The sequence below is a fragment of the Nostoc sp. genome (assembly GCF_036917415.1).
Lineage (GTDB): Bacteria > Cyanobacteriota > Cyanobacteriia > Cyanobacteriales > Nostocaceae > Nostoc.
The window spans coordinates 1-25,169 of the sequence record NZ_JBALDJ010000136.1 but is presented as its reverse complement, the minus strand read 5'-3'; the positions used below and the strand labels follow the sequence as shown (position 1 = coordinate 25,169).

Below are 25,169 nucleotides of genomic sequence, written 5' to 3'. Positions count from 1 at the left end.
GCATAAAGTCCCCGATAAGGATTTTCCTGATTGAAAGCAATTTTGACTACTGTAGGAATATCTAATTGGGGATAAGTTACCAAAGTAATCGAACGTCCCCAACCCATGCGAATCGGCTCCTGTACGGAACCTTTAAGTTCGTTGCTGACAAAATCAAACAAGCGATCGCCACTAATTCGCCTACTACTACCTACATTTTCAGCCGTCAATCCCTTAACAACTGCACCTGTGAAAATACTGTATTCTTCACTTTTAATTACTCCAGCGCCTTCAAAGCCACGACAAGCTGTAATTAAGTAATAATCCTTTTGCGAACTGAAAGCGTTAAGAGTTCTTTCTATTAATTGTCTTTCTAAAAAATAGCCGCTATGACAGCAATCGAGTAGCATCACCAAACTACTCAATTGCGACTCTCGAATTAAATCGTTGAGGCTATCCAGAGGAATACCATATTTTTGTTCAACATTTTCGTTTTCTTTAAATTCAATCTGACAATCGGAACTTGCTAAATATCCCTTTTGTTGTCCCAGATTGTCGGAAATAGTAAAACCGTGCCCGCTAAAATAAATCAGCGCTTCATTGTTAGCAGCTTGCTCTAGTAAAAATGTTCTCAAATCTTGGCCAAGTTGAGCGCCAGTAACTTTTTGCGCTGCCATTTCATAGCCGTTTTTATCTTTATTCCAGCGCTGCGGTAGTCTTTGCACAGACTGGAAATCACCATACTGCTCTAGGAGTTGTGCTATGGCCTCAGCATCATTTGTAGTCTTCGACAAACGCGCTAATGATGAGCTGAGATACTCGGCGATGCCAATAACAAGCGCGTATCGTACCATTTAACACACCTTGGGTTGGTAAATGCGGGATAATCTTGACAGACACAATCAATGGCTGTGTTACTAGAAACAACACCATCTGTTACTTTTCTGCAAGCAAGCTGAAATTTATTCAGATACGTTACAAAACTTAATCGAGGTAGCCTATGTCAGAAGTACAGCAATTATTTTTCCAAGCAGACGGGGAGATTGAGCAGATTGAGATTAACGTCACAGCCACCGAAATAACTCAGGAAATTGAGGAGGACGACGATGGCATAGAATATAAGGATGTGCGAACAGATGCGATCGCTCGAATGCAACAAGCTCGCCAAATGATTCGCTCTTATACTATCTATGCTCTGAGTGCTTTTAAAGACTTCAATACTGCTGAGATTGAGGAGGTAAGACTGAAATTTGGCATTAAGTTGGGTGGCAAAGCAGGTATTCCTTACATTACTGAAGGCTCTGCTGAAAGTAATCTGGAAATTGAGGTGAAGTGTAAGTTTCCAGAAAAACCAAAACCTGATTCACAGTAACAGCAAAAAATTACCTGTACAAAGGGTAGGCAATGCCCATTAAACACCCAACTTCCCTATATTTATTCTCTTATTAACCAAACGTAATTGCTGCGATCGCTTCAAATACTTTACCCAAGATTCCTCTGACAACTGGGAAATGGCATTTGGTGACAGTGTTGCCGTGAAAATATCTTTGCCACTGGTAATACCACTAACGCCTAAACTTTCTAAAACAGCAGTTGCAGCAGAGTCTAAAATTGGTTGAGTATGGATAAAAACCCCCAAACTCGGTTCTTCTGAATTTTGAACATCATTTAGCGCTGTAGCAAGAGCGGCATCTAACTTCTGATAATTCATCAGCAATTCCTTGGTAAAAAGGTAGGCAATTACTGCCTACCCAAATTTATCAAAGTTATAGGTTTTTATCCCCTACCGTTGTGCAGAAATAATATCTATCTTTCTCAATCTAATTACAGATTTAAAGCATTAATCACTCCATAACCCCATTTGTCATCAAATGTGCCTACAGTTTTTCCAGGAATTGCACTATTTTTACGTAGCAAGTCTTTGACAGCAGCCGGATCGAGTTTAGGATCGCGCTGCAACAGCAGTGCTACTAACCCAGTGACGAAAGGTGTCGCCATACTCGTACCAGCCATTACCACAAACTTGGAATTAATCATCGATGAGCGGTCAAAACTGGCATCGGCGGAAAGGGTGGAAACAATCATTGCTCCTGGTGCTGCTACATCCGGCTTCTGTCCATTATTGCGTAGAGGCCCTTCACTACTGAATTCCGAAATAGTATTCAATTCTAAGCCCATTTCTCGCACTTGGTTATCAATATCTGTGTATTTGGTTTTAGTAGTATAAGCGGCAACTGTAATTGCACTGCTGGCAGCTCCTGGCGAACCAATTTTTAACGCATCCTTCACACTTTTACCAGTGAAAAACACTGACGAACTATCATCTAGTGTCCATACATTCAAACATGTGTCAGTTGAAGAAGTGTTGCGGACTCGCAGCTGCCAAACACCTCCCATTACTTGCGAGGGGCCAATACCCCGGATTTGCACAAAGAAATTATGGTCGCCGTTGGCTTGGTCTGGTGCTGGTGTCGCTAATTGCACCCGTGCATCTGGTAATTGGTAATCTTGGGCGGCATTACCTTCAGTAATGATTTTTTGAAAGGGGGTGACAAAACCGTTAGGACTGCGCACAGATACTTCCAATTCGCTGTCTTTGGCATACCAAGCGTTTAACCAAACTATACCTACTTGATTCAAAGGAACATTGAAGCGCATACCACGAGTGCGTCCACTGGGTATGGTCGCTTCTCCATGAATGTTATCGTTTCCTTCGTTACCCGCAGCACAGCAAACAATTCTTCCAGGGCCAGTTTCGGCGTCGATGACTTTGGATAAGGAATCGCTACCATCATGGGCATCAGCGTGTCCACCCAAGCTGAGATTTACCACTGCTGGGCGTCCCAACTCTCTAGCAACTCGGAAAATGTAACGCACACCATCAGCAATGTGGGCATCTTGTAAATCAGACCTGACGACAACTAATTCCGCTTCTGGTGCGACACCACTATAACTAGCATCGGCACCAGCTGCAATGCCAGCGACGTGAGTACCATGACCGCCAGTATCCTGAGAAACTGTCAGTTGCGCTCCCGCAAATTCAGCCCCATAGCCGCCCTCCGTCACTCCTGGCCCTGGCAATGTTTGATCCCAAATGTGTAAAATTCGTCCAGCAAAGGCGGGGTGTTTCGGATCGATGCCACTGTCTATAATGCCGATGATTACTCCTTTTCCAGTCAGTCCGGTTTTATTCTGGAACTCCGGCAGTTTGACTGTTCCCATTGCAGTGTCCATTCTCAAATGAAGTTTGCGTGATGGCTTAATCCGCTGAATCACATCTTCTTCAGATAAGACATCTAAACTCTCTATCGGTAAGAAAGCTGTCCGCACACTCCCAGAATTTTGATTGACTTCAATATTATATTGTGATAAGTAACTTAAGTCTGCATCAGGGTCGCAGTAGATAAAAACGACGCTCTTTGTAGGCTTGACCGGGCTTTTGTGAGCAATGATGCCAAGCGATCGCTTGTGTGTAACTAAAGCTCGATCTCCTTCATTTTGATAGTCTTGATATGCCAAAAGTAGTCCAGGAGAAAGTTTTTCGTGTCTCATTTTTACCTCAAACTCAATTTATTTGCTGTCAATAAAGTAGTGATTTTAGTAGGATAAGTCGCTCTCACATTAATGCCGTCTATATAGTTTTTTAGCCTTGATTATTTGATGCGACTAGAGTTATCTGTTTTTTTTATAGATAACATCAAATAAGCTTAGGATGCGGTAATTTATTCCTAAGACAATTGCTAATTCATAACTCATATTCTGAAATTACGTATCCCTCATAGTGATTTTCTGTGACTCATGAGACATCTTTAAGCAGCTGCATCTAAGAATTACCCAAGACTGGGGTAACAGGTAATTTTTATGAAGCTATTAAACTAATCCATTGTCTGCCTAAACGATTACGGACAAAGTAAAGAAAATGAAATTAAGAATAATTAAGTAATAAATAAAAAAGATAAATTTATTTAAGAATAATTTAGGAGCTAGCACGCAATCAGTGGCGGGTCTGTCTTGTCGATCTGTTAAAAACTAAAACAAATTGTAGTCAAAATAGTTAAGACTGATAACATTTGCGTATAAAACAGCATGAAAAAGGCAAAATCACTAATGAGTCTTGACAAACGACAGATTCTCTATCATAAGTAAGAGCCATAAAGAAGCTAATATTTGCAACGATCGCTTCTGAAGTACAAAAAGTTATTCATGCAAATTCAAACACCAGACTGGGTAAAGCACGCTGTTTTCTACCAAATCTTCCCAGACCGCTTTGCTAGAAGCAAACAGCCGCGCAAACGGCTGCTGCGTGAAGCCCGTTGGGAAGATTGGGACTCTATGCCAACACTCCAGGGTTATAAAGGCGGCGATTTATGGGGCATCATGGAGGGTTTAGACTACATCCAGGATCTGGGAATTAATGCAATTTATTTCACACCCATTTTTCAATCCGCCAGCAATCATCGCTATCATACCCACGATTATTATCGAGTTGACCCCATGCTGGGGGGCAACGAGGCTTTTAAAGAATTGCTTGATGCAGCCCATCAACGGAATATCAAAGTTGTTCTAGATGGGGTATTTAACCATTCCAGCCGTGGTTTTTTCTTTTTCCACGACGTTTTAGAGAATGGTCCCTATTCGCCTTGGGTAAATTGGTTCAAAATTGAAGGCTGGCCGCTTTCACCTTACAATGGTGAATTACCTGCAAACTACATGGGTTGGGCAGGAAATCGTGCTTTACCAGAATTTAACCACGACAATCCAGAAGTGCGGGAATATATTATGGAAATTGCCGAATATTGGATTAAATTCGGCATTGATGGTTGGCGATTAGATGTACCATTTGAAATAAAAACTCCTGGCTTTTGGCAGGAATTTCGCGATCGCGTTAAGGCAGTCAATCCCGAAGCTTACATTGTGGGCGAAGTCTGGGGAGATTCACGTGAGTGGCTAGATGGAACGCAATTTGACGGCGTGATGAATTATCTATTTGCCGGGCCGACAATTGCCTTTGCAGCTGGCGATCGCGTAGTCTTAGAACAAGTCCAAAGCCGTGACTATCAACCCTACCCTCCCTTATTTGCCACCGAGTACGCCACCAAAATTCAAGAAGTACTGCAACTTTACCCTTGGGAAATTCAGCTAACTCAACTCAATTTGCTTGCAAGTCACGATACAGCCCGATTGATGACCATTGCAGGCGGCGATATAGCCAGTATAGAATTGTCAACTCTACTACTACTCACCTTTCCCGGTGCTCCCAGCATCTACTATGGTGATGAAGTTGGTTTACCTGGTGCAATAGATCCCGACTCACGCCGTAGCTTTCCTTTAGAGAGTAACTGGAATCAAGAAATTTTTAATACTCACCGTCAATTAATTGCCCTGCGCCAAACTTACCCAGCCTTGCGTACAGGTGATTACCAAGTTCTCCATGCTCAAGGACAACTTTATATCTTTGCGCGAACTCTAGGGACAGAAGAATTAATAATTGTCGTCAACGCTGGCACAAGTTCGGCAACAGCGAATGCAGATATCGCCACTTTGCGTACTCAACCCAACAAACTTTTATATGGCACTGCCGAAGTTGAGTGGAATAGTAAAGAAGAAACCCAGCAGTTGTCATTGACTGTTCCCGCACGGAGTGGGTGCATTCTGGGGACTGGGGATTAGGTATTGGGGACTGGGGAACTGGGGAAAAGTTGCAGTCAGTTTTTTTCCTCTGCCCCAATGCCCGATGCGCCATGCCCCATGCCCAATTACATTACCTTCCCGCCACCATTGCAGGCATTAACACTGCATCAATGATATGGATCACGCCATTGTCTGTCAGAATATCTGTTTTCAGGACATTGGCGTTATTCACCTTAAATTTACCATCGGCAGATTCAATGGCTACAATTGAACCTTCAAGCGTCTGTGCCTCGTTAATCTGTACCAAATCATCAGACCTAACATCCCCACTAGCGATATGATACGCCACAATTTTCTGGAGCTTGGGGATATCTTGTAGTAGCGAGTCTAAAGTTCCCTCTGGCAGATTGGCAAAAGCTTCGTCAGTCGGTGCAAAGAGCGTGAAAGAACCAGGGCTTTTCAAAGTTTCGATAAAATTTACAGCTTTAGCAGCCTTTATTAGGGTATTGAAATTACCTGCTGCGATCGCAGTTTCCACAAGGTCAGCCATGAGGGTGCGTTATTTAATATTACAAGTTACTTATAAAGTGACTATAAATATCTTAGCCTCTATCAATAGAGAGGTTGCTGGCGATTTAACAGACAGCAGCAGACTGATTTAGTACTGTTACACTGGAGAATGACCCCAAGAACCACTGATTATGCTAAAGCGTTCTAAGTTCGAGACAACTCAATCTCAGATTATGCACCGTGCTGAGGATCTGATTAGTGCAGCCTCAAATCGATACCGCATTACAGTTCAGGTGGCAAATCGTGCTAAACGTCGGCGTTACGAAGACTTTGAAAGTAACGAAGATGCAATGATGAAGCCAGTGCTAAGGGCAATAATCGAAATGTCCGATGAATTGACTCAACCAGAAATTATCGGCGAACTATAAAATTGAGTGGTGAGTGGTGAGTGCTGAGTGCTGAATCAGGCAAATTCATATTTTCACTCAGCAACGCCCAAAATATTGTTCTATGAAAGAGAAAAAATTTCTGTTTAAATCAATTTTCTCAAAACTCGCAACTTTGCGCTGGCTCAACCTTAGCTATCCGCTAACACCACTACTGCTTACCTTAATGGTAATGGGTGTAATTATTTTAGGTTCCGGGGCAGATAAATCAATACATAGAAATTTATTTAGTATCCAACCTGCTGATGCCCAGAGAATCACCCCTAGCGATGTTTGGCAGCTAGTTTATCAGCAATTGCCAGATTTTCCACGGGAAAATAAGTATATAAGCAAAGAAAATGGGAAAGTTGCTGAAAACAACACCTTAGCAAATCGCCTAATTAGATATCACATTTATACCAAAGGGCGGGCCCCTATTTATCGCTTAGATTGGAAGCTGACTTTAGCTGATTACCTGGGTGCAAACGAAATTATGTATGATACTACCTATCCAGGAAATGATGCACTACGGGAAAATCCGATAGAAGGCGATCGCAAAGCTATCAAGAGTCTCACCCGCAGCCAACGAGATGCCCTAGTACAAGTCTTAGTCAATATATTTAATCCTACTTCCCAAAATACCCTAGCCCCTAACCCCAATACCGCACCCAGTCCGACTACATCAACTACCCCACAGCCACCACAACGAGGAGGTGCCGAACTACTAAAATGATAAATTTTCCATTGCGTCCCTCTGCGTTAAACCTCTGCGTACCTCTGCGTTTAAAAAACTAAACTATGGAACGCATTGTCAAAACCGGAGCGGGTTGGCGTATTGGCTGGAACCCCGATACACCTGAGTTTAAAGGTTTAGTCGGAACAGATGATTGGGCAATTGAGTTAACCGAAGCCGAGTTAAATGATTTTTGTCGTCTACTAGCACAGCTAGCAGACACCATGAAGCAACTCGCAACTGAATTGATGGAAGAGGAAAAAATTACTTGTGAAGCCGAAAGCGATTTATTATGGATGGAAGTGGAAGGCTATCCTCATAATTACAATCTGCGCTTCATATTGAATACAGGGCGATGTGTAGAAGGTAAATGGAATGCTTCTGCTGTTCCAGATTTACTGCAAGCTACTGGGATGCTTAAGGTTTTCTAAAATAGCCTCTTGATTATCCTACAGTTTTGCTATATGATAGGAATTCTGACCGGGGCGTAGCGCAGCTTGGTAGCGCGCCACTTTGGGGTAGTGGAGGTCGTGGGTTCGAATCCCGCCGCTCCGATTGATGATAAGCCATACCTGCTAGTCTTTTTAAAAGATTGGCAGGTTTTTTCATAGTTTTTACCTGAAAAAACCTAACCGAACAGTAAATTGGGATATACCCGCACAATCAAATTTTTTCAATAATTAAGTAATTAGGCGGACTTAATATAAAATCTCTAGCAGATTAGTAGGTAGATTGGCATGAGTGAAAGTACAGAAACGATTTTCAGCAAAATCATTAGTCGGGAAATTCCCGCTGATATTGTTTATGAGGATAATTTAGCCCTGGCATTCAAAGATATCCATCCCCAAGCACCCGTTCACATCCTGATCATTCCCAAAAAAACCATTGCTACACTAGCTGACACTGAATCCGAGGATCATGCTCTGTTGGGGCATCTTTTGTTAACTGCTAAACGTGTTGCAGAAGAAGCTGAACTAAAAAATGGTTATCGAGTTGTCATCAATGCTGGTGATGACGGCGGTCAAACAGTCAATCACTTACATTTGCATATTTTGGGAGGACGGCAGTTAAATTGGCCTCCTGGTTGATGAGAGACAGCAGGTAGGGGGTAGAGTAAAAGGTACAAACTGAGTAAAATTGTAGGCAAAAGCCCCCCTGCTTTCTAGTATCAACGATCGTAGTTGCTTAATTCTGGCAGCGCGTTTTCACTTGACTGTGCGGTAATGTAAAAACAAATCACTTCCAACCTGACGAGTTTCTATGAGTTGGAGATGAGGAGCAGCATTGGGAACAAAACCCTCTCCCTCCACTGGGCTAGGGGCGTGCTTTCCTCCATAAATGACGGGCCAAATGGTCAACCACCAATCGTCAATTCGCCCTGCCTGAACTAGAGCAGCTGTTAAAGAGCCACCTCCCAAAGCAACGACTTTGTGAATACCCCGCTCTGCCATCAAGGTGTAGGCCCGATCCCAGTCCAGGTCTGTATCTCCCAAATCAATTAATTCAGCCAGTTTTTGCAAGGTTGTTGTATCAGAACTGCGCTGCAAAGCAATCCTTGTGGTAAATATCCATCGCTCAATGTCCTGACTCAAAAAAGGCAAGTCCGGCGATAGGTCAAGGGAACCTGAAACAACACAAGTAATCGGCTGGGGAGATTGACCCCGAACCTCACGTGCTGCCAACAGTTCGGGATTGCGAATTGTAAAGGTTCCCCCCTCAGCCCGAATTGTCCCTGCTCCTACCAGGACTAGATCGGCAAGGGAAGCTTGATACTCCAAGTGTGCTTGATCGACTACATCGGGTTCACGAGGCGCTTTCGGATCTACGGCACTAATTTTTCCGTCGGCCGTCATGGCAAGAACCACAGTTGTTTGGATAGCTGACATGATTATGTTGTAACGATTCTTTATAATTTTACCTTTTTGAATCCCCTCCATAAGTAGGTCGGCGTAAATAATTATTGTTGGAATAAGGCAGGGGGCAGGGGGCAGGGAGCAGGGAGCAGGGAGCAGGGGGCAGGGGGGGAAGGAGTTTGAGCCTTATTTACTTTTCTTCACACAGTTTGGTTTTATTGCACCGACTTACATACTTTAGAGTGAATGAGTAGCGAAGCCTACGACAACTTGGTTCAGCGATCGCTAATCAATTACTGGTATATTGCAGCACTTTTCCAAATTACAGCGACACACCGTTTCTACCAATATTTCTTTGTCGCTGCTAAATTCAAAACATTTGTTTGCTTGTATGATTTAGCCCAAGATTGAGTCTGAATCAATTTTCCACTGATGTTTGAGCAATTCTTGGTAAGCTGTTTCCCAAATTATTATCTGCTTATAGTAGGAATAGTATTTGATTTTTGAAAAAATCTAAGTATGTGTAGGGGAGCCAGCCGCGTGGGCGGGTTTCCCGACTTGAGCGGACTGGCGTTGTGTTATCGCGTAGCGTAACGCACCTAAAATTCGGAGTGGTGCGTTAGCCTTTGGCATAACGCACCCTACGTGTATTTCAAAAATTCAAATATGAGTCCTATAGAGCATAGCTTTGTTCTCTGTAAGAGTACGCAGACTCGCTTTAAGAGTTGCTATGCCGTTGGCGTACTACTTCGTGGAAGCAAGACAAGCCTCTTGTAGAGAAAGCTTTACGCTACGCCATCCACCAGTCGTACAGAATTCATTCTAAATTCTGACTCCTGACTCCTGAATTCTGAATTATGCTGAAAATCGAGAGAAGTGAGGACTTTCTAACGACGCTTGAATTTCATTTGTGCGAAGTGGTCTTCCAGTAGGAAAATAGATGAAGCAGTAGTAACCATCAAGCTATATGTTTGAAATTAATGTGTTAAATCATTTCTTGTTAAAAGAGCCTGCTTTGGTATCTCATCAACACTCCGAGCATATCAATCTACTTTTGTAAATCTAAAATCTGCTCTAAAGGGTGTAAAAGTCATAATAATTCGTAATTGATAATGACACTTGTGGACTCGCTAACGTAATTTGTAGTTGTAATCAGTGCTTGCTCTGTACTCTCTTAATTACGAATTACGAATATAGCAAGTAAGAATAAATAAAATGTCATTTATTATGCAAACTTCTGGAACTCTTACTGGTTTAGATATCTTGGTAGTTGAGGATGATGATGATACTCGCTTTTTTATCACTACTGTCTTGGAAATGGATGGAGCAAAAGTTATAGCAGTGATATCAGCAGCAGATGCACGCAATGTATTGTCAGAATTACAACCTGATGTTTTAATTAGTGATATTGGGTTGCCTGGGGAGGATGGCTACACTTTCATCTCCAAACTCCGTGCGCTTAAATCAAATAATTCTGGACGAGTCCCGGCTATTGCTTTAACAGCCTTTGCTGATAGTGAGGCTCGTATCCGTGCCTTGGAAGCTGGTTTTGACACTCATATATCTAAACCGGTCGCTCCAGAAGAACTAGTTGAGATAGTGGCTAATTTAGTTGCTTCTTGTCATTGGTAATTATTCTCATCGGTCTTGATAGTCTTCAGAAGACTTTGGATCTAACTCCCAGCGATCGCCATCACGATCCTCTAAAATATCGTTGGTATGCAGAAACTCAGAATCAGCCATTTCTAGCCCTACTGCTGCTTCTAAGTCCTCAGTTACATTTTGGTCGGGAGTGGAAGTACTACCACCAACAGCTTCATCCCCAACTGCATCTGCATCTTGCCAATAAGCATCCACATCTCCACCAGTCAGTTTCGGACTAGTTTCTGTATACTCGTCCCTTTCGTCCTGCATAGAGCGTCCGCCAATATTGTATCCTGGCAAGTCTTTCACACCAGTACCGTAGGATTCGGTAATCTCTTGTGGCAAATCATTACTTTTAATTTTGTCATTATGATTTTTTTCTGCCATGATAATAGTCCTTTTCTGCATTCTTACAATAACGTTTTCTTGTCACCAATTTGTCTAACTAGAGGTGTATAGCTGATAAAATAATCTATCCCCTGAGAACGACGCTAAATTAGCGATCGCATCATAAGATTGTAGCTATGAATTCATGGTCAAGGAACTTGTAGTTGAAGTTATGAGATAGAAGTTATCCAACCGAAATTATTCATTAGCGAACTTCTAACTCATAACTGTTTTCTGCTAGACAATAGGTAGAGCAAAATAAAGTTTTAAGTTTAGCATTTTCATTTAGTATTCATATTTATAATTACTTAAATGCTAAACAATGGAATACTCAAAAATTATCTGAGTAACGGAGGCAGATAATGAGGATAAGTAATTCAAAATTGTTTATTCAGTAAAAAGTCTGGCTATTTAACTGTCTTCATCGATAAATATTGTTGTAACTAGTTAAAGACTAGAGAAATAAAAACGTAACACCATTTATGACTGAACATAACAATCCCCCAGGTAAGAAAAAAGTTGCCATCCTTATTGAACAAGCAGTAGAGGATGCAGAATTTACAGTCCCATATAATGGATTCAAACAAGCAGGAATAGAGGTGGTAGTCCTTGGTTCCCGAATGAATGAAAAATATAAGGGTAAACGCGGCAAACTTAGTATACAAGCCGACGGTACCACAACGGAAGCGATCGCAGCTGAATTTGATGCGGTAGTTATTCCTGGCGGTATGGCTCCCGATAAAATGCGACGCAACCTGAATACAGTACGTTTCGTACAAGAGGCTATCCAACAAGGAAAATTAGTCGCTGCGGTTTGTCACGGGCCACAAGTTTTGATTGAAGGCGACTTGCTTAAAGGCAAACAAGCCACTGGATTTAGCGCTATTGCCAAGGATATAACTAACGCCGGCGCAAATTATTTAGATGAGCCGTTGGTAGTTGATGGGAATTTGATTACATCTCGCGAACCTGGAGACTTGGCAATTTTCACCACAGCTATTTTGAGCCGTTTGGGTTATGGTGGCAAAGATGCTGCATTGCCAAATGAAAAAGAGACAACTGCTGAATGGTGGAAACTAGCTGATGCTTGGGGTGGCTCAACAAAAGGTGATATTAGTAGAGGTGTAAATACTGCTATTACTGGTGAACGTTATTCACTCGAAGCATTTGAAAAGTATTTTGAAAAGGAATCAGATAGCGAAGTTAAATCACTCTTTCAACAAATCATTGCTAATAAGCAACGCCACATTGAAAAATTAGAAACCTATCTTCAGTCTTTGGGTGAGAAACCCTCTTTAGGCTCAAATATTGCCAATCAGTATGCCAAGGTAAAAACTGCCTTGACAGGAAGTGATGACATATATCAGTTACGTTCCGCTTTAGGGGATGTGCAAACGGGTATTGGCGATATTGGTAATTTGTCTGCGATGTTCACCGATCCAGTAGCAACTGCTATTTTCAAAAGAATTTACCAGGATTTAGTGAAATCTGAACAGCAATTAGTAGAATTCTATCGAGCGCGGATAACTGCTCAGATTCAGCCTCCTAAGCCGAGTACAGGTGCAGCTATATCAATGTAAAATCGCAGAGGTGCATACATACTTCTATGGAGAAGTAAAGAAGATAAATTTAAAACTGATTCACCTCTTAAAAGTTTTGCGATAGACCACTAGTAGTCTGGTGAAAAAAAATTTATATAGACGTACTACTACGTCTATATAAAGGTTCTAGATAACGCATATTTAACTTGTGGAGTTATCTACTGTATCTAATAGAGAGGTAAAAAAGTGACTTCGACATCAGGCGATAAACTTAATACCAGTCAGGGTGAAGCTAGTGAAGTAGAGCGTTGGGCATCTCTTATCGGTGGCGGTGCTATGGTATTGATGGGTTTAAAACAAGGTTCTTTGCGGGGAGTGCTAACAGCTTTGGCTGGTGGTGGTTTGATTTATCAAGGTGCAACTAAACAAAGCACAATCCAGCAAGCACAGGAAGCAATAGGAATAAACCAACCCATCAAAATTGAAAAGACGGTAACAATTAATAAATCGGCAGAAGAATTGTATCGTTTTTGGCACAACTTTGAGAATTTGCCTACATTTATGAAGCATCTTAAATCTGTAAAGGTGTATAACGAAAAACGTTCTCATTGGATAGCCAATGCACCCTTGGGTAATAGTGTGGAATGGGATGCAGAAGTTCTCGAAGACCGGGAAAATGAATTTATTTCTTGGGCTTCTGTAGAAGGTGCAGATGTTGATAATTCTGGTTTTGTCCGCTTTAAAAAAGCACCAGGCGATCGCGGCACAGAAGTAAAGATTGTCTTGGAGTATAACCCCCCAGGTGGAGCATTGGGAGCTACCGTAGCCAAACTTTTCGGTGAAGAACCAGAACAGCAAATTCGTGATGAATTGCATCGCTTCAAGATGCTAATGGAAGCAGGTGAAATTGCGACCACAGAAGGTCAAGCAAGTGGACGCAAGTAGTTTCCATGATTAGCGTTGAAAAAGGGATTGATAGCGATCGCTTTCCCAAGTGCCTGAAAATCGCCAAAAAGTTTGCCAAAGCAGAAGTGAATAAGTTAATGCTGGCGAAGTGTTGAAACAGATGAGTGGTGTCCTTAGTCCGAGGCTTGTATCAATACTATTGATATAAAAGTCCATCACATTTTTCAACAAAAAAAGGATAACTCCATCAAAGTTATTCTTAAACCGGAATGGTGAATAGTCATTCAGTATTTTGAATTGTACACCCAACATAATGCAATTGAGGTTTTTTATGAATCGAGTAATTTCATGGCTGCGAAATATTCGCATTTCCCAAATCCTTGTAGTTTTCCTTGTAGGATTTATGTTCTTACTGGGTCAGGCTTTTAGCTACACTAACATAGCACTAGCTGATGTTAAAACTCCAGAAGGCACTTATTATCAAGGAGTGCCAAATGAGCAAGGTGAAATTAGAAACGATACCCAAATAGAAAATACTCAAAACTCCCAAAATCCCATAAAAAGCGCTGTTGATAATATCCGCGAAAAGTTAAACTTGGATGAAAAACCTCCTGAAGCGACAAAAGAGTTTTTTGATCCTACTACAAACAAAACCGGAGGAAAAACTTCTAGAGAAGGTTATTACCGCACTCCTTCTAGCAACTAACTGAGAGATAGTAGCTAGACGTTTAGCAAATTTTGAGTCGAGATTGTTGACTCATACATTGTTGAATAACTTTTTAGCTAGTTACTGAGACGCGATAATTATCGCGTCTCGAAATCCAGGTAAATTTAGTATTTATCTTGATATAAACGATCCAGAAATTATAACTAAAGACTAAATCTGGTTCTTGTCCCCAATGCTCAAGGTTCAAAGTTAAAACTATAAAGAGGCAAAAATATGTCTGATAAAACCGTTAGTAAAGTAGACTCTAGTCATTCCCCTAAAGGCCAACTTGGTCAAAAATATCTTGCATCTGGCAAAAGCATTTCCATGCGTCTGTGGGAAAATGAACAACCGAACGAACCTAAAGAGCCAACAGCACGGGAATATGAAACTGTTGGTTATGTAATCAATGGTCGTGCAGAATTACATATTGAAGGGCAAACGATTTTACTAGAACCTGGGAGTTCTTGGATAGTACCAAAAGGAGCTAGCCACACCTATAAAATTCTAGAAACATTCACTGCTGTTGAAGCAACAAGTCCACCGGCTCAAGTTCACGGGCGAGATGAAAACTGATTTGCAGTTATTTTAAATTTGGCGATCGCTAAAAACTTATATAAAGCGTTTGTAGGAGAACAAGAATATTGTTCTCCTTTTTACTGTGTTTTGCAGCTTACCAATCATTGCAATAAATTTTTTTGCAGACTTACTTAGTGGTAGCAATACATACTGTTACAGAGAAGCAAACTACGCATCTTGTTTGCATTTACGTGACGTTATTGACAGCCTCTCATAAAGAAGTTAAGACCACAAAATCAAGCCTATTTAGTCTGGTATTTTATTGTTTATTCATCTGCCAGTCGAACTTCAACTCATGGTTTTTTTCTGACGACTGATGCTTTAATTCTGTTTTGATAATTTATAGATAATACTTATGACATAACTCTTCTGATAGAGAAACATAACAAGATGAAATTGTATTCTATTAACTAATGTCTTTTTAATCAAAATGCTTGTAAAAAAGTATGGTTTTTTGTCAAAATTTTAAGTATAGAGAATTACTCAATATTATTACTCAACAAAAATAGAATGGAGTCAACAAATGAGGTTTGTCTTAAGACGTCGCAAGTTGGGTCAATTGATGGTCGTCAGCACAGTAGCGGCTACGCTCGGTAATTTTGTAAAGAAAAGTGTAGCACAAACTCAAGTCAAAAAAACTACTCCAATGCAGGCAACTTCAACATCTGAAACTGTAAAGGTGACGCTGCAAGTGAACGGAACAGCACATAGTTTGCAGATTGAACCGCGTGTTACCTTACTTGATGCACTTCGAGAATATATAGGACTAATTGGTACTAAAAAAGGTTGCGATCACGGTCAGTGTGGTGCTTGTACAGTGCTAGTTGATGGGCAACGGATTAATTCCTGCCTGACATTTGCAATTATGCACACTGACGCAAAAATCACAACTATTGAAGGGCTGGAGCAAGGAAACAATCTGCACCCGATGCAAGCTGCGTTTGTTGCCCATGATGCGTTTCAGTGCGGCTACTGTACGCCAGGACAAATTTGTTCGGCAGTGGGTTTGGTGAACGAGGGACACGCTAAGTCAGATGCCGATATTCGCGAACTGATGAGCGGTAATATCTGCCGTTGCGGTGCTTATCCAAATATCGTGGCTGCTGTCCGCGATGTCTTAGAGGGAAAAAAAGATGCAGCCGTTTAACTATAAAAAAGCAGGACAAGCGGAGAATGCGGTGGCGTTGGTTACTCCAGATGCCCAAGCCTCGTACTTAGCTGGTGGTACTAGCCTCATCGATTTGATGAAGCTGGATGTACAAACGCCAAAACAGTTAGTTGACATTAACCCACTACCGTTAACCAAGATAGAAATGCAGGGTAATGGTGTGCGGATTGGAGCAATGGCAAGCAATAGCGACGTTGCTTATCATCGGATAATTCAGGAGCGTTACCCTGTGCTGTCAGAGGCGTTGCTGTCTGGGGCATCACCGCAACTACGGAATATGGCCACAGTGGGCGGGAATTTGTTGCAACGTACCCGTTGTTACTACTTCCGCGACACTTCGATGCCCTGTAATAAGCGCGTTCCAGGTTCAGGTTGTGCGGCAATTGAGGGCTATAACCGCATCCATGCGATTCTCGGCGGAAGCGATCGCTGTATTGCCACCCATCCCTCTGATATGGCGGTGGCAATGGTGGCACTCGATGCAGTTGTGCAAACACGCGGGCCGAACGGAGAGCGCAGTATTCCGCTTGTCGATTTTCATCTTGTACCGGGCAATACACCAGAAAGAGAGACGGTTTTACAACACGGAGAGTTAATTGTTGCCGTTGATTTGCCTGCTTCACCGTTTGCAGCGCGATCGCATTATTTAAAAGTCCGCGATCGCGCCTCTTATGCCTTTGCGATGGCATCGGTTGCGGCGGCATTAGATGTTCAAAATGGCATCATTCGCGCCGCACGCATTGCCTTGGGTGGCGTAGGAACAAAGCCCTGGCGTGCCTTTGAAGCTGAAAAAGCACTTTTGAACAAGCCCGCAAACCAGGCAACATTTCAAGCAGCAGCGTCCGCAGCGATCGCCGGAGCTAAACCTCAAAAATACAACGGGTTTAAGGTCGAACTCGCTAAACGCACAATTGTTAAGGCGCTCTTCACGGTGGGAGGAATGGCATGAATACAGGGGATACAAATACAGTTCTTGGCAAACCGCTCAATCGAGTCGATGGACACCTGAAGGTGACGGGTGGCGCACGCTATGCGGCAGAGTTTCCGGTAGCAAAAATGACTTATGGCGTGACAATTCAAAGCACGATTGCTAAAGGTAAGATTGCCAAAATCGATACAAAGGCGGCGGAACAAGTACCAGGTGTATTAGCAGTAATTACCCACCTCAACGCGCCTAAAGCTTCTGGAGAAAAGGGCGGTGGTCGCAAGCTACAAGTCCTGCAAGATAATGTTGTGCTGTATAGCGGTCAGCACATTGGTGTCGTCGTTGCCGATACCTTTGAACGAGCTATGTATGCTGCCTCGCTGGTGCAAGTCCGCTATGACGAAGAGAAACCAACCATTAATATGCGAGATAATCTCGCTAAGGCATACTTGCCTAAAGGTAAAATCCCTAAAGAAGAGCCGCCCGATTTAGCGCACGGCAATGTCAACCAGGGACTAGCGGCGGCTGCTGTCCGCGTCGAGCAAACTTATACTACACCGATCGAAAATCATAATCCAATGGAGCCTCATGCCACAACAGCAGTTTGGCAAGGCGATCAACTGCTGCTGTATGACGCAACTCAGGGAATCTTTCAGGATCAACAAAAAGTTGCGGGGGTATTGGGGATTGAGCCAGAGAAAATCCGCGTTATGTCTTACTTTGTGGGCGGTGGCTTCGGTTGCAAAGGGTCGGCTTGGTCGCATGTGCCAATAGCTGCGATGGCAGCACGGCAGGTAAATCGCCCAGTGAAGTTAGTTTTAGGACGCATACAGATGTATGGGCCTGTCGGCTTCCGACCAGAGACAATTCAACAGGTTTCTCTCGGTGCAACCCGCGAGGGAAAATTGACTGCACTCCGACACGCTGGGACTTCACAGACTTCAACTTTCGATGAATTTATCGAACCTGTTGGTAAAAGCGCCCGCATGATTTATGCTTGCCCGAATATCGAAACTAGCCATCGTCTGGTTCAGCTCGATCAAGGAACACCAACCTTCATGCGTGCGCCAGGAGAAGCTTCTGGGTCGTTCGCTTTAGAATCGGCAATGGACGAACTGGCTTATGCGCTGAATATCGATCCGGTGGAGCTGCGTCTGCGTAACCATGCTGATGTCGATCCTAGTAAAGGACTGCCTTGGTCGAGCAAGTCACTCATCCAGTGCTACAAGCTAGGAGCAGAAAAGTTTGGTTGGCAAAAGCGCAATCCTCAGCCCCGTTCGATGCGAGACGGTAATTATTTGATTGGTTGGGGTATGGCGACAGCGACTTATCCTACCAACCGTTCCCCAGCATCAGCGATCGCTCGAATTATGGCAGACGGTACAGCCGTTGTGCAGAGCGGTTCGCAAGATATTGGCACGGGGACTTATACTGTAATGACTCAAGTCGCAGCTGAGGCACTCAGTTTACCAGTTGACAAAGTTCGCTTTGAACTAGGCGATACTAAGATGCCAGAAACTCCCGTTTCCGGTGGTTCGCAAACTGCCGCCAGTGTCAGTTCCTCCGTGCATTTAGCCGGAAATCAAGCTCGCAGTCAGCTTTTGCAACTAGCACTTGCCGATCAAAAATCGCCGCTTTATAGTTCAAACGCTGAGGATGTGATTGCCGAAAATGGCAGCTTTTTCTTAAAAAATAAATCGTCCGCAACCGAAACATATCAGGCAATCTTGGCACGGCATGGAATGAAAATGATCGAAGCGCGTGCCGATGCCAAGCTGGGAGAAGAACAAAAGAAGTTCTCAATGCACGCATTTGGAGCGCAGTTTGCCGAAGTGCGCGTTGAACCTGATTTGGGTGAAGTGCGAATATCGCGCTGGGTGGGAACTTTTGGCGTGGGACGCATCCTCAATGCTAAAACAGCCAACAGTCAACTGATCGGTGGGATTATCTATGGTATTGGTATGGCATTAATGGAACACACGGTCATAGACCCGAATCTAGGACGCGTTGTCAACCATGACTTAGCTGAATATCACGTACCAGTCAACGCAGATGTTCCCGATATTCAGGTATTGTTTGTCGATGAACACGATCTACATATCAACCCGCTTGGTGTTAAGGGAATTGGCGAAATTGGGATTACCGGCACGGCGGCGGCGATCGCTAATGCTGTCTATCATGCCACAGGTAAGCGCGTCCGCGATTTGCCAATAACATTAGACAAGCTGCTGTAGATATTGCGATCGCCCGTTTTCAAACTCAACCAAAGTTGATTAACTTGCGATCGCAATCGGCTTCTTGCGGGAAGGACGCTTGCGGTCTGATTTTTTCTTCAGTCCCACCGCTTGAGCTTGATCGCTATCTGAGCCATATTGTCCACGCACAACTTCTTTCATCGCTAATACAGCATTATGAAATTCCCATTCTGCTAATCGGGCAGCATCAGCAGCAGCACGGTATAAAGCTAGTTTCTCAGTTTCAGTTTGTTGAGAAATCAACATTGCCTGATAAACTTCTTGTAACTTTGCAACTGAGGCATCAGCACGAGTCGTGTTGTAGGTGCTTACGGTTTGTAAACCGTGAAATGAGTCAATATCTTGACTAATCAGTTGAGGGCGCAAACGGTTTGTTGTATTTTGGGGAGGCATACATCATACTTAGTAAATTGTATATTTAATGTACCCATTATAACAAAATAAATAACAGTAAGATGAAATTTTCAGATAGGGCAAGGTTAGAAAGGGTGGTTTAAGATAACAGGTTGATGTATTGGCATTACAGACCGATGTATTAACATAACAGCTTAATGTATTGGCATAACAAATCGATGCATTAACATTGCAGGTCGATGTATTGGCATTACAGGTCGATGTATTGGCATAACAAGTCGATGCATTAACATTGCAGACCGATGCAATTACAAAACCGTAAGACGACACTAATTGGCAAGTAGCGCGATCGCATCTCTCATAAACTGCAACGCCGAATAGTGCAGAACGCATCAATGAATGCGATCAACAAAAGACTAAAGCAGCCGAAACAGCGATCGCAAGGGCTGGCGTTACTTTGCTTGCAATGACTGTAAATATTTTTGTCCATCTACTTATTTTTTACTTGGAAGTCCCTTAGAGGCAGTTTTCCTCCTGCCCTTTAACTCCTAGCTTTATTGATAAAGCTTTAAATCAAGCAAGCTTAAACAAAAGGTAAGCATTGTGAATGCATCGACTTGTACTCACAGTTGAATCAGTTTTAAACCACCAGAAGCATTAAAATATCTAACACTCCAAAGCTGAAGTGTCACTAATGGGAATACAATCACAAAATTATACAGTTTTGTTGGTAGAGACTGCATTAGAAAATAGCGGAGGTTAAAGTAATGGATGGGCGCGATCAGTACTTACGATTCGCTCTGGTTCTTATTGGAATAGCTTTTCTACTTATATATCCGCTAACTCAGGTCTGGGCATCAGGCTGGTTATGGCAACCAGGTCAGCACGAATACGAACAGATGATCATTGGTGTTTATGCGACGCTTGGTGTCTTTTTGCTGTTAGCTTCAAAGCAACCAGAAGCTCACCTCAGTTTAATCTGGTTCACCGTCTGGTCAAGTTTAGTCCACGGGATGATCATGGCGGTACATGCAGTAATTGATCCTGTTGAACAGGGACACCTCTTTGGTGATGTTCCAGCATTGTTCTTAGTAGCAATTGTCCTTGGCTTTTTAGCACCACGCAAAGTAGTGTCAAGTACATGAATGGGCTACGCCTACGCTCTATTTTTTACTATACTTTGGATATGAGGGGGCATGAGAATCGAACCGCAAAGGACGCAAAGGAAGAGATAAGAGGGAGCGATCGCCATTTGAAGTTAGAATTGATGGGCGATCGCTGATTAAAAATGGCGTAAGGATTCAGGTGGTAGGGTATTGACAAAGGGGACACTTGAGGGAAAATATCGCAAATATGAACCAAAGCCTGCCTCAAAAATTAGAGCGAGAAAGCTTGAACCAGTTATCGAAAGAAGAACTGGTAGAGATAATTATTGAGCAGAGTAAGGTAATAGGTGAATTATAGAAAATAATCATAGAACTACAGCAAGAAATAAAACGGTTAAAAGTCAGTAGAGATTTAGACAGCAAAACTTCATCGAAACCGCCATCTGGGGACATTCTGAAGAAAAGCGAAAACAAAAAAGCACCCCTGGAAGAAGAACCAAACCACCTTAAAAGAAAACCAGGTGGACAACCAGGGCATCAGGAAAAAACTCATGCATCAACTTGCATTGTGAATGCATCTTGCGGAGTATATTTAAAAATACACCTTAGCTAGAGTCTCTGTGCCAGATAGCAGTGATATTATACGGCTCATTCCTGTTGTTGCTTGTAGGAGACAATTATGGAAATCAGTAGACGCAGCTTGTTAAAAACTGCTTCTGTTTCGGGATTAGTGGCAGCAGGACTTGCAGTTTCGGAAGGATTTTTGCAACCGAGCCTCGCCCAAACAGAACCTGTTGATGAAAATACTCAACTCCTAGCCCAAACACCCGCTTCAACTCGACGCGGCGATATGTTGTATCGCAACCTCGGACGCACCAAAGAACAAGTCTCCGTGATTGGCTTGGGGGGGTATCACATTGGAAAAATTGAAGAAGAACAAGAAAGTATCAAGCTGATCCGCAGTGCGATCGATCGCGGCATCAACTTTATGGATAACTCTTGGGATTATAACAACGGACGTAGCCACCGTTGGATGGGAAATGCTCTTAAGAATGGTTATCGCCAAAAAGTCTTCCTAATGACGAAAATCGACGGTCGCACCAAAGCTGCTGCCCAAATGCAGATTGATGAATCGCTCCTCGATTTGCAGGTCGATCACATCGATTTAGTGCAGCATCATGAAATACTGCGCTTTGAAGACCCCGATCGCGTTTTTGCTCCTGGCGGCTCAATGGAGGCAGTCGTCGAGGCGCAGAAAGCGGGCAAAATTCGCTATATTGGTTTCACAGGACATAAGAATCCCCAGATTCACCTTCAAATGTTGGAAACTGCTGCACAAAATGGTTTCCGCTTCGATACCGTGCAGATGCCCTTGAATGTCATGGATGCCCATTTTAGAAGTTTTGAACGCCAGGTTTTACCTGTGTTGGTAAAAAACAACATTGGTGTGCTGGGAATGAAATCGATCGGGGAGTCCTACATTCTCAGAAGCAACACGGTCAGTGCGATCGAGTGCCTGCACTACGCAATGAATTTGCCAACCTCAGTTGTAATTACGGGCATCGATAGTATGAAAATTTTAGACCAAGCCTTTGAGGCAGTTCGTACATTTGAGCCAATGGATCGGGCACAAGTTACAGCACTGTTAGCGCGTACCCGTGAGGCAGCAGCTAAAGGGCAGTACGAACGATATAAGACCACAACCCAAAATGATAGTACAGCTATGAATCCAGCTTGGTTGGGGTAAATATTAATACTATTAACTATTTTCTTGACGCCAACAGCGATGCTGTCTTGAAAAGTGACGCTCCTGCGTCGCTAACGCTGCGCTATCGGTAACGCAATTTGGCAGGTGTGAGTTACATCTACTGCTGAGTCTGTCGATTAAAAGATGTATTTATTCTCAAACCCTTGAAATGTTATAAGAAGGTACAAAGAAACTGACTTTGATAGATATATGTGTGTCATATCATGTGCGGATTTCCTTGAAGTAAGACATCATCGAGAACATTATTATGAAACGCATTGCGTATTTAGGACTCGGCATCATGGGCAGTGGTATGGCAACCAACTTGCTCAAAGCGGGGTATGATCTGCGGGTTTGGAATCGTAATCCAGAAGTCTGTAAACCTCTGGTTGAACAAGGTGCGACACAAGCACAAACACCTGCACAAGCCGTAGAAAATGCCGAGGCGATTATGTACTCGCTCTCGAATGACAAGGCGGTTGAAGAAGTTGTCTTTGGGCAAGATGGCATTTTATCGAACGTGCAATCGGGACAAATTGCGATCGACATGAGTACAGTTCATCCTGACACCTCCCGCAAACAAGCCGCAGCTTATGCCCAAAAGCAGGTCGAATTTCTTGATGCTCCCGTTTTCGGCAGTAAAAACGAATCCGCAGCTGGGGGATTGTGGATTGTTGTTGGTGGCAAGCAGGAAGTATTCGAGCAAGTCAAACCAATTTTAGAGCCGTTGAGCGAAACGATCCATTATTTGGGCGACACTGGCAAAGGCGCATCGATGAAACTCATCGGTAACTCAATTGTGGCAACCCAAATCGAAGCGTTAGGGGAAGCGATGATTCTGGCAACTAAAGCCGGACTGAACCCACAAGATGTTCTTGATGTGCTGCATGTGGTAGATTTCCGCTCTCCAATTTTTGACGGTATGGGCAAGATGCTGGTGAATCGTGATTTTTCGCCGAGTTTTGCGTTAAAGCATATGCTGAAAGATGCGAATTTGATTGCTCAATTTGCCCAAGATTTAAATTCTCCAACACCTGCTGCGGCAATTGTCAGAGAAACCATTAAAACAGCAGTTAATCAAGGGTGGGGAGAAGAAAATGCATCAGCATTAATTAAAGCTTTGGAGTTAGAAGCAGGAGTAACCGTTAAATCATAACTGCAAATTATTGAATAAAATTTGGAGATAATCGTGGCTAAGTTAACAAATTTACGAGTTGCAGTATTAGTAACCGATGGGTTTGAAGAGGCTGAACTTACAGAACCCGTAAAGGCACTCAAAGAAGCTGGCGCACAGGTTGAAATTCTCTCAACCAAATCTGGACAAATCCAAGCGTTTCGGCATCACGATAAAGGCACGACTGTAAGTGTTGATGGAATTATTGATCGAGCACAAGCAAGCGAATACGATGCAGTGTTGTTGCCTGGTGGCGCACTCAATGCTGATACGCTGAGAATGGGGCCGAAAGTGCAATCCTTCTTACAGCAAATGCAGCAAGCAGGTAAACCATTCGCTGTCATTTGTCATGCACCTTGGGAATTAATATCTGCCAACTTGGTGCAAGGACGTACTTTAACTAGTTATTACACAATTCAAGATGACATCCGTAACGCAGGTGGTAACTGGGTGGATAAAGAAGTTGTAGTAGATAAAAACTGGGTGACAAGTCGTCAACCAGATGATATCCCTGCATTCAATCGGGAAATGTTGAATCTATTTGCACAATTTGCACCGACGGCATCTGCTTTGTGATTTCAGCATTAGCGATCGCGCTCGTTTTTCATTCAACGTGACAAGATACAGCTATATCTAAGGAAAACATTGATTATGCCTAACTTTAAAATACTCTCTACTGTGGCGATCGCCTTATCTTTGGCGACTGGTTGCACACCAACTACTCCCCATGACCAAACTACATCAGAAGCTCCATCTGCTGTGCCTGTACAAGGGACTGAGAGTCCATCACCAACTGCATCACCAACTGTATCACCAACTGTATCACCAACTACACCAGGGCAAAATACCCCCAGCTCTTCAGATAAACAGTTTATGACTGAAGCTGCTCAAGGTGGTTTAGCAGAAGTCCAATTAGGAAAACTTGCATCAAAACGTGGAACTAGCAATGCGGTAAAACAGTATGGACAGCGCATGGTTGACGATCACACACCGATAAACAATCAACTCAAACAATTGGCGATTCAAAAAGGTGTAACGCTGCCAACTACTCTCAATCGCACAAATAAACAAGTCGAGCAGCGCTTATCTAAACTTTATGGTGCTAACTTTGATCGCCAATATTTGAATCAGATGCTTCAAGATCATGAAAAGGATGTCTCCGCATTCCAAACTGAAGCTCAACAGGGACAAGATGCAGATGTGAAAGCATTTGCGGCTGAAAAGCTACCAACCCTCCAATCTCACCTGCAACAGGTTCGTTCCCTTGTTAATCCTGGAAATTCAACTAGTACCCCAACTCCAAGCAGTACCCCAACTCCAACAAGTACCCCATAAGGCAATACAGTGGAGTTAAACATTTCTTCTTTCCCTTTGCGTCCGCTATGCGTACTCCTGCAAAGAAGCAAGTTACGTGTAGTGTCTCGTAAACAAGGCGAGCCTGTGGCAAGTCGCTCTGCATCTACGTTAAAGAGTTTTAGCCAGAAAAATCTAATATTTAGCGTTGCATGAAGGAATTAGATAATTTATTTCTTGGAGTTCTTTAAGT

Annotated in this window: 27 protein-coding genes, 1 tRNA gene and 1 pseudogene; 22 read left to right on the top strand and 7 right to left on the bottom strand. The window is 43.0% G+C overall.

Annotated elements, in window-relative coordinates; translation table 11 throughout:
* Positions 1 to 833, bottom strand: an 833-nt coding sequence (locus tag V7K41_RS32725; RefSeq protein WP_334854655.1) for a caspase family protein, incomplete at its 3' end; no start/stop codon positions are given.
* A gap of 146 nt (positions 834 to 979) precedes the next feature.
* On the opposite strand from V7K41_RS32725, the gene V7K41_RS32720 reads away from it, so the two are divergent.
* Positions 980 to 1,351 (top strand): CU044_2847 family protein, encoded by a 372-nt coding sequence (locus tag V7K41_RS32720; RefSeq protein ID WP_334854654.1) that lies wholly within the window; start codon positions 980 to 982, stop codon positions 1,349 to 1,351.
* A 39-nt stretch (positions 1,352 to 1,390) separates the two neighbouring features.
* Here V7K41_RS32720 and V7K41_RS32715 read toward each other — a convergent pair whose 3' ends face one another.
* Complete coding sequence (locus V7K41_RS32715) at positions 1,391 to 1,690, bottom strand: hypothetical protein (RefSeq protein ID WP_334854653.1); 300 nt, start codon at positions 1,688 to 1,690, stop codon at positions 1,391 to 1,393.
* Positions 1,691 to 1,803: 113 nt separating this feature from the next.
* The gene (locus V7K41_RS32710) at positions 1,804 to 3,531 is read right to left on the bottom strand and encodes a S8 family peptidase (RefSeq protein ID WP_334854652.1); all 1,728 of its coding nucleotides are present in this window, start codon (positions 3,529 to 3,531) and stop codon (positions 1,804 to 1,806) included.
* Positions 3,532 to 4,182: 651 nt separating this feature from the next.
* On the opposite strand from V7K41_RS32710, the gene V7K41_RS32705 reads away from it, so the two are divergent.
* The gene (locus V7K41_RS32705) at positions 4,183 to 5,649 is read left to right on the top strand and encodes a glycoside hydrolase family 13 protein (RefSeq protein WP_334854651.1); all 1,467 of its coding nucleotides are present in this window, start codon (positions 4,183 to 4,185) and stop codon (positions 5,647 to 5,649) included.
* A 91-nt stretch (positions 5,650 to 5,740) separates the two neighbouring features.
* Here V7K41_RS32705 and V7K41_RS32700 read toward each other — a convergent pair whose 3' ends face one another.
* On the bottom strand, positions 5,741 to 6,160 hold the full coding sequence (locus V7K41_RS32700) for a fasciclin domain-containing protein (protein WP_334854650.1): 420 nt from the start codon (positions 6,158 to 6,160) through the stop codon (positions 5,741 to 5,743).
* A 151-nt stretch (positions 6,161 to 6,311) separates the two neighbouring features.
* On the opposite strand from V7K41_RS32700, the gene V7K41_RS32695 reads away from it, so the two are divergent.
* The 5 genes from V7K41_RS32695 to V7K41_RS32675 all read left to right on the top strand — a co-directional run bounded on the left by V7K41_RS32695 (position 6,312) and on the right by V7K41_RS32675 (position 8,366).
* Entirely contained in the window at positions 6,312 to 6,548 is a 237-nt protein-coding gene (locus V7K41_RS32695; RefSeq protein WP_094351515.1) for a DNA-directed RNA polymerase subunit omega, read from the top strand.
* A gap of 190 nt (positions 6,549 to 6,738) precedes the next feature.
* Entirely contained in the window at positions 6,739 to 7,278 is a 540-nt protein-coding gene (locus tag V7K41_RS32690; protein ID WP_334854656.1) for a hypothetical protein, read from the top strand.
* A gap of 65 nt (positions 7,279 to 7,343) precedes the next feature.
* Positions 7,344 to 7,709, top strand: a complete 366-nt coding sequence (locus tag V7K41_RS32685; RefSeq protein WP_334854649.1) for a DUF1818 family protein — start codon at positions 7,344 to 7,346, stop codon at positions 7,707 to 7,709.
* A gap of 50 nt (positions 7,710 to 7,759) precedes the next feature.
* Positions 7,760 to 7,833 (top strand) — tRNA-Pro (locus V7K41_RS32680).
* A gap of 182 nt (positions 7,834 to 8,015) precedes the next feature.
* Positions 8,016 to 8,366, top strand: coding sequence for a histidine triad nucleotide-binding protein (locus V7K41_RS32675; protein ID WP_334854648.1), 351 nt, complete (start codon positions 8,016 to 8,018; stop codon positions 8,364 to 8,366).
* Positions 8,367 to 8,483: 117 nt separating this feature from the next.
* Here V7K41_RS32675 and V7K41_RS32670 read toward each other — a convergent pair whose 3' ends face one another.
* Complete coding sequence (locus V7K41_RS32670) at positions 8,484 to 9,164, bottom strand: RibD family protein (RefSeq protein ID WP_334854647.1); 681 nt, start codon at positions 9,162 to 9,164, stop codon at positions 8,484 to 8,486.
* 213 nt (positions 9,165 to 9,377) lie between these two features.
* Here V7K41_RS32670 and V7K41_RS32665 point away from each other — a divergent pair, with 213 nt between their 5' ends.
* Complete coding sequence (locus tag V7K41_RS32665; protein ID WP_334854646.1) at positions 9,378 to 9,542, top strand: hypothetical protein; 165 nt, start codon at positions 9,378 to 9,380, stop codon at positions 9,540 to 9,542.
* Positions 9,543 to 10,346: 804 nt separating this feature from the next.
* The gene (locus V7K41_RS32660) at positions 10,347 to 10,763 is read left to right on the top strand and encodes a response regulator (RefSeq protein ID WP_334854645.1); all 417 of its coding nucleotides are present in this window, start codon (positions 10,347 to 10,349) and stop codon (positions 10,761 to 10,763) included.
* A gap of 6 nt (positions 10,764 to 10,769) precedes the next feature.
* Here V7K41_RS32660 and V7K41_RS32655 read toward each other — a convergent pair whose 3' ends face one another.
* Complete coding sequence (locus V7K41_RS32655; RefSeq protein ID WP_292783360.1) at positions 10,770 to 11,162, bottom strand: DUF6335 family protein; 393 nt, start codon at positions 11,160 to 11,162, stop codon at positions 10,770 to 10,772.
* A gap of 482 nt (positions 11,163 to 11,644) precedes the next feature.
* On the opposite strand from V7K41_RS32655, the gene V7K41_RS32650 reads away from it, so the two are divergent.
* The 7 genes from V7K41_RS32650 (at position 11,645) to V7K41_RS32620 (ending at position 19,221) form a co-directional block, all read left to right on the top strand.
* Positions 11,645 to 12,742 carry a DJ-1/PfpI/YhbO family deglycase/protease gene (locus V7K41_RS32650; protein ID WP_334854644.1) on the top strand — a complete coding sequence of 366 codons (1,098 nt, stop codon included), beginning with the start codon at positions 11,645 to 11,647 and terminating at the stop codon, positions 12,740 to 12,742.
* Between the two features lie 207 nt (positions 12,743 to 12,949).
* Complete coding sequence (locus tag V7K41_RS32645; RefSeq protein WP_334854643.1) at positions 12,950 to 13,648, top strand: SRPBCC family protein; 699 nt, start codon at positions 12,950 to 12,952, stop codon at positions 13,646 to 13,648.
* Between the two features lie 292 nt (positions 13,649 to 13,940).
* The gene (locus tag V7K41_RS32640) at positions 13,941 to 14,315 is read left to right on the top strand and encodes a hypothetical protein (protein ID WP_334854642.1); all 375 of its coding nucleotides are present in this window, start codon (positions 13,941 to 13,943) and stop codon (positions 14,313 to 14,315) included.
* 234 nt (positions 14,316 to 14,549) lie between these two features.
* A complete protein-coding gene (locus V7K41_RS32635; RefSeq protein WP_334854641.1) occupies positions 14,550 to 14,891 on the top strand; it encodes a cupin domain-containing protein in 342 nt (113 codons plus the stop codon).
* 526 nt (positions 14,892 to 15,417) lie between these two features.
* Positions 15,418 to 16,041: a (2Fe-2S)-binding protein gene (locus tag V7K41_RS32630; protein ID WP_334854640.1), complete on the top strand. Its 624-nt coding sequence runs from the start codon at positions 15,418 to 15,420 to the stop codon at positions 16,039 to 16,041.
* Entirely contained in the window at positions 16,028 to 17,011 is a 984-nt protein-coding gene (locus tag V7K41_RS32625; RefSeq protein WP_334854639.1) for an FAD binding domain-containing protein, read from the top strand. Before V7K41_RS32630 ends, V7K41_RS32625 begins: the two co-directional genes overlap by 14 nt.
* Complete coding sequence (locus V7K41_RS32620) at positions 17,008 to 19,221, top strand: xanthine dehydrogenase family protein molybdopterin-binding subunit (protein ID WP_334854638.1); 2,214 nt, start codon at positions 17,008 to 17,010, stop codon at positions 19,219 to 19,221. Before V7K41_RS32625 ends, V7K41_RS32620 begins: the two co-directional genes overlap by 4 nt.
* Before the next feature lie 39 nt (positions 19,222 to 19,260).
* On the opposite strand, the gene V7K41_RS32615 is transcribed toward V7K41_RS32620, so the two are convergent.
* Positions 19,261 to 19,635, bottom strand: a complete 375-nt coding sequence (locus tag V7K41_RS32615) for a hypothetical protein (RefSeq protein ID WP_334854637.1) — start codon at positions 19,633 to 19,635, stop codon at positions 19,261 to 19,263.
* Between the two features lie 728 nt (positions 19,636 to 20,363).
* On the opposite strand from V7K41_RS32615, the gene V7K41_RS32610 reads away from it, so the two are divergent.
* The 6 genes and pseudogenes from V7K41_RS32610 (at position 20,364) to V7K41_RS32585 (ending at position 24,958) form a co-directional block, all read left to right on the top strand.
* Entirely contained in the window at positions 20,364 to 20,741 is a 378-nt protein-coding gene (locus V7K41_RS32610; RefSeq protein ID WP_334854636.1) for a DUF6632 domain-containing protein, read from the top strand.
* A gap of 208 nt (positions 20,742 to 20,949) precedes the next feature.
* Positions 20,950 to 21,252, top strand: a pseudogene (locus tag V7K41_RS32605) (DUF6444 domain-containing protein); the annotation flags it as partial.
* A gap of 129 nt (positions 21,253 to 21,381) precedes the next feature.
* A complete protein-coding gene (locus V7K41_RS32600; protein WP_334854635.1) occupies positions 21,382 to 22,449 on the top strand; it encodes an aldo/keto reductase in 1,068 nt (355 codons plus the stop codon).
* 268 nt (positions 22,450 to 22,717) lie between these two features.
* Positions 22,718 to 23,605 carry an NAD(P)-dependent oxidoreductase gene (locus V7K41_RS32595; RefSeq protein ID WP_334854634.1) on the top strand — a complete coding sequence of 296 codons (888 nt, stop codon included), beginning with the start codon at positions 22,718 to 22,720 and terminating at the stop codon, positions 23,603 to 23,605.
* 33 nt (positions 23,606 to 23,638) lie between these two features.
* Positions 23,639 to 24,199, top strand: coding sequence for a type 1 glutamine amidotransferase domain-containing protein (locus tag V7K41_RS32590; RefSeq protein ID WP_334854633.1), 561 nt, complete (start codon positions 23,639 to 23,641; stop codon positions 24,197 to 24,199).
* A gap of 75 nt (positions 24,200 to 24,274) precedes the next feature.
* A complete protein-coding gene (locus tag V7K41_RS32585) occupies positions 24,275 to 24,958 on the top strand; it encodes a DUF4142 domain-containing protein (RefSeq protein ID WP_334854632.1) in 684 nt (227 codons plus the stop codon).
* Positions 24,959 to 25,169 lie beyond the last annotated feature (211 nt).

Coding starts and splice junctions, on each gene's coding strand:
- V7K41_RS32665 (WP_334854646.1), top strand. CDS start 9,378: ATGAGTAGCGAAGCCTACGACAACTTGGTTCAGCGATCGCTAATCAAT.
- V7K41_RS32720 (WP_334854654.1), top strand. CDS start 980: ATGTCAGAAGTACAGCAATTATTTTTCCAAGCAGACGGGGAGATTGAG.
- V7K41_RS32695 (WP_094351515.1), top strand. CDS start 6,312: ATGCTAAAGCGTTCTAAGTTCGAGACAACTCAATCTCAGATTATGCAC.
- V7K41_RS32585 (WP_334854632.1), top strand. CDS start 24,275: ATGCCTAACTTTAAAATACTCTCTACTGTGGCGATCGCCTTATCTTTG.
- V7K41_RS32660 (WP_334854645.1), top strand. CDS start 10,347: ATGTCATTTATTATGCAAACTTCTGGAACTCTTACTGGTTTAGATATC.
- V7K41_RS32705 (WP_334854651.1), top strand. CDS start 4,183: ATGCAAATTCAAACACCAGACTGGGTAAAGCACGCTGTTTTCTACCAA.
- V7K41_RS32655 (WP_292783360.1), bottom strand. CDS start 11,162: ATGGCAGAAAAAAATCATAATGACAAAATTAAAAGTAATGATTTGCCA.
- V7K41_RS32625 (WP_334854639.1), top strand. CDS start 16,028: ATGCAGCCGTTTAACTATAAAAAAGCAGGACAAGCGGAGAATGCGGTG.
- V7K41_RS32690 (WP_334854656.1), top strand. CDS start 6,739: ATGGGTGTAATTATTTTAGGTTCCGGGGCAGATAAATCAATACATAGA.
- V7K41_RS32640 (WP_334854642.1), top strand. CDS start 13,941: ATGAATCGAGTAATTTCATGGCTGCGAAATATTCGCATTTCCCAAATC.
- V7K41_RS32600 (WP_334854635.1), top strand. CDS start 21,382: ATGGAAATCAGTAGACGCAGCTTGTTAAAAACTGCTTCTGTTTCGGGA.
- V7K41_RS32650 (WP_334854644.1), top strand. CDS start 11,645: ATGACTGAACATAACAATCCCCCAGGTAAGAAAAAAGTTGCCATCCTT.
- V7K41_RS32635 (WP_334854641.1), top strand. CDS start 14,550: ATGTCTGATAAAACCGTTAGTAAAGTAGACTCTAGTCATTCCCCTAAA.
- V7K41_RS32715 (WP_334854653.1), bottom strand. CDS start 1,690: ATGAATTATCAGAAGTTAGATGCCGCTCTTGCTACAGCGCTAAATGAT.
- V7K41_RS32595 (WP_334854634.1), top strand. CDS start 22,718: ATGAAACGCATTGCGTATTTAGGACTCGGCATCATGGGCAGTGGTATG.
- V7K41_RS32610 (WP_334854636.1), top strand. CDS start 20,364: ATGGATGGGCGCGATCAGTACTTACGATTCGCTCTGGTTCTTATTGGA.
- V7K41_RS32670 (WP_334854647.1), bottom strand. CDS start 9,164: ATGTCAGCTATCCAAACAACTGTGGTTCTTGCCATGACGGCCGACGGA.
- V7K41_RS32710 (WP_334854652.1), bottom strand. CDS start 3,531: ATGAGACACGAAAAACTTTCTCCTGGACTACTTTTGGCATATCAAGAC.
- V7K41_RS32675 (WP_334854648.1), top strand. CDS start 8,016: ATGAGTGAAAGTACAGAAACGATTTTCAGCAAAATCATTAGTCGGGAA.
- V7K41_RS32615 (WP_334854637.1), bottom strand. CDS start 19,635: ATGCCTCCCCAAAATACAACAAACCGTTTGCGCCCTCAACTGATTAGT.
- V7K41_RS32685 (WP_334854649.1), top strand. CDS start 7,344: ATGGAACGCATTGTCAAAACCGGAGCGGGTTGGCGTATTGGCTGGAAC.
- V7K41_RS32620 (WP_334854638.1), top strand. CDS start 17,008: ATGAATACAGGGGATACAAATACAGTTCTTGGCAAACCGCTCAATCGA.
- V7K41_RS32630 (WP_334854640.1), top strand. CDS start 15,418: ATGAGGTTTGTCTTAAGACGTCGCAAGTTGGGTCAATTGATGGTCGTC.
- V7K41_RS32700 (WP_334854650.1), bottom strand. CDS start 6,160: ATGGCTGACCTTGTGGAAACTGCGATCGCAGCAGGTAATTTCAATACC.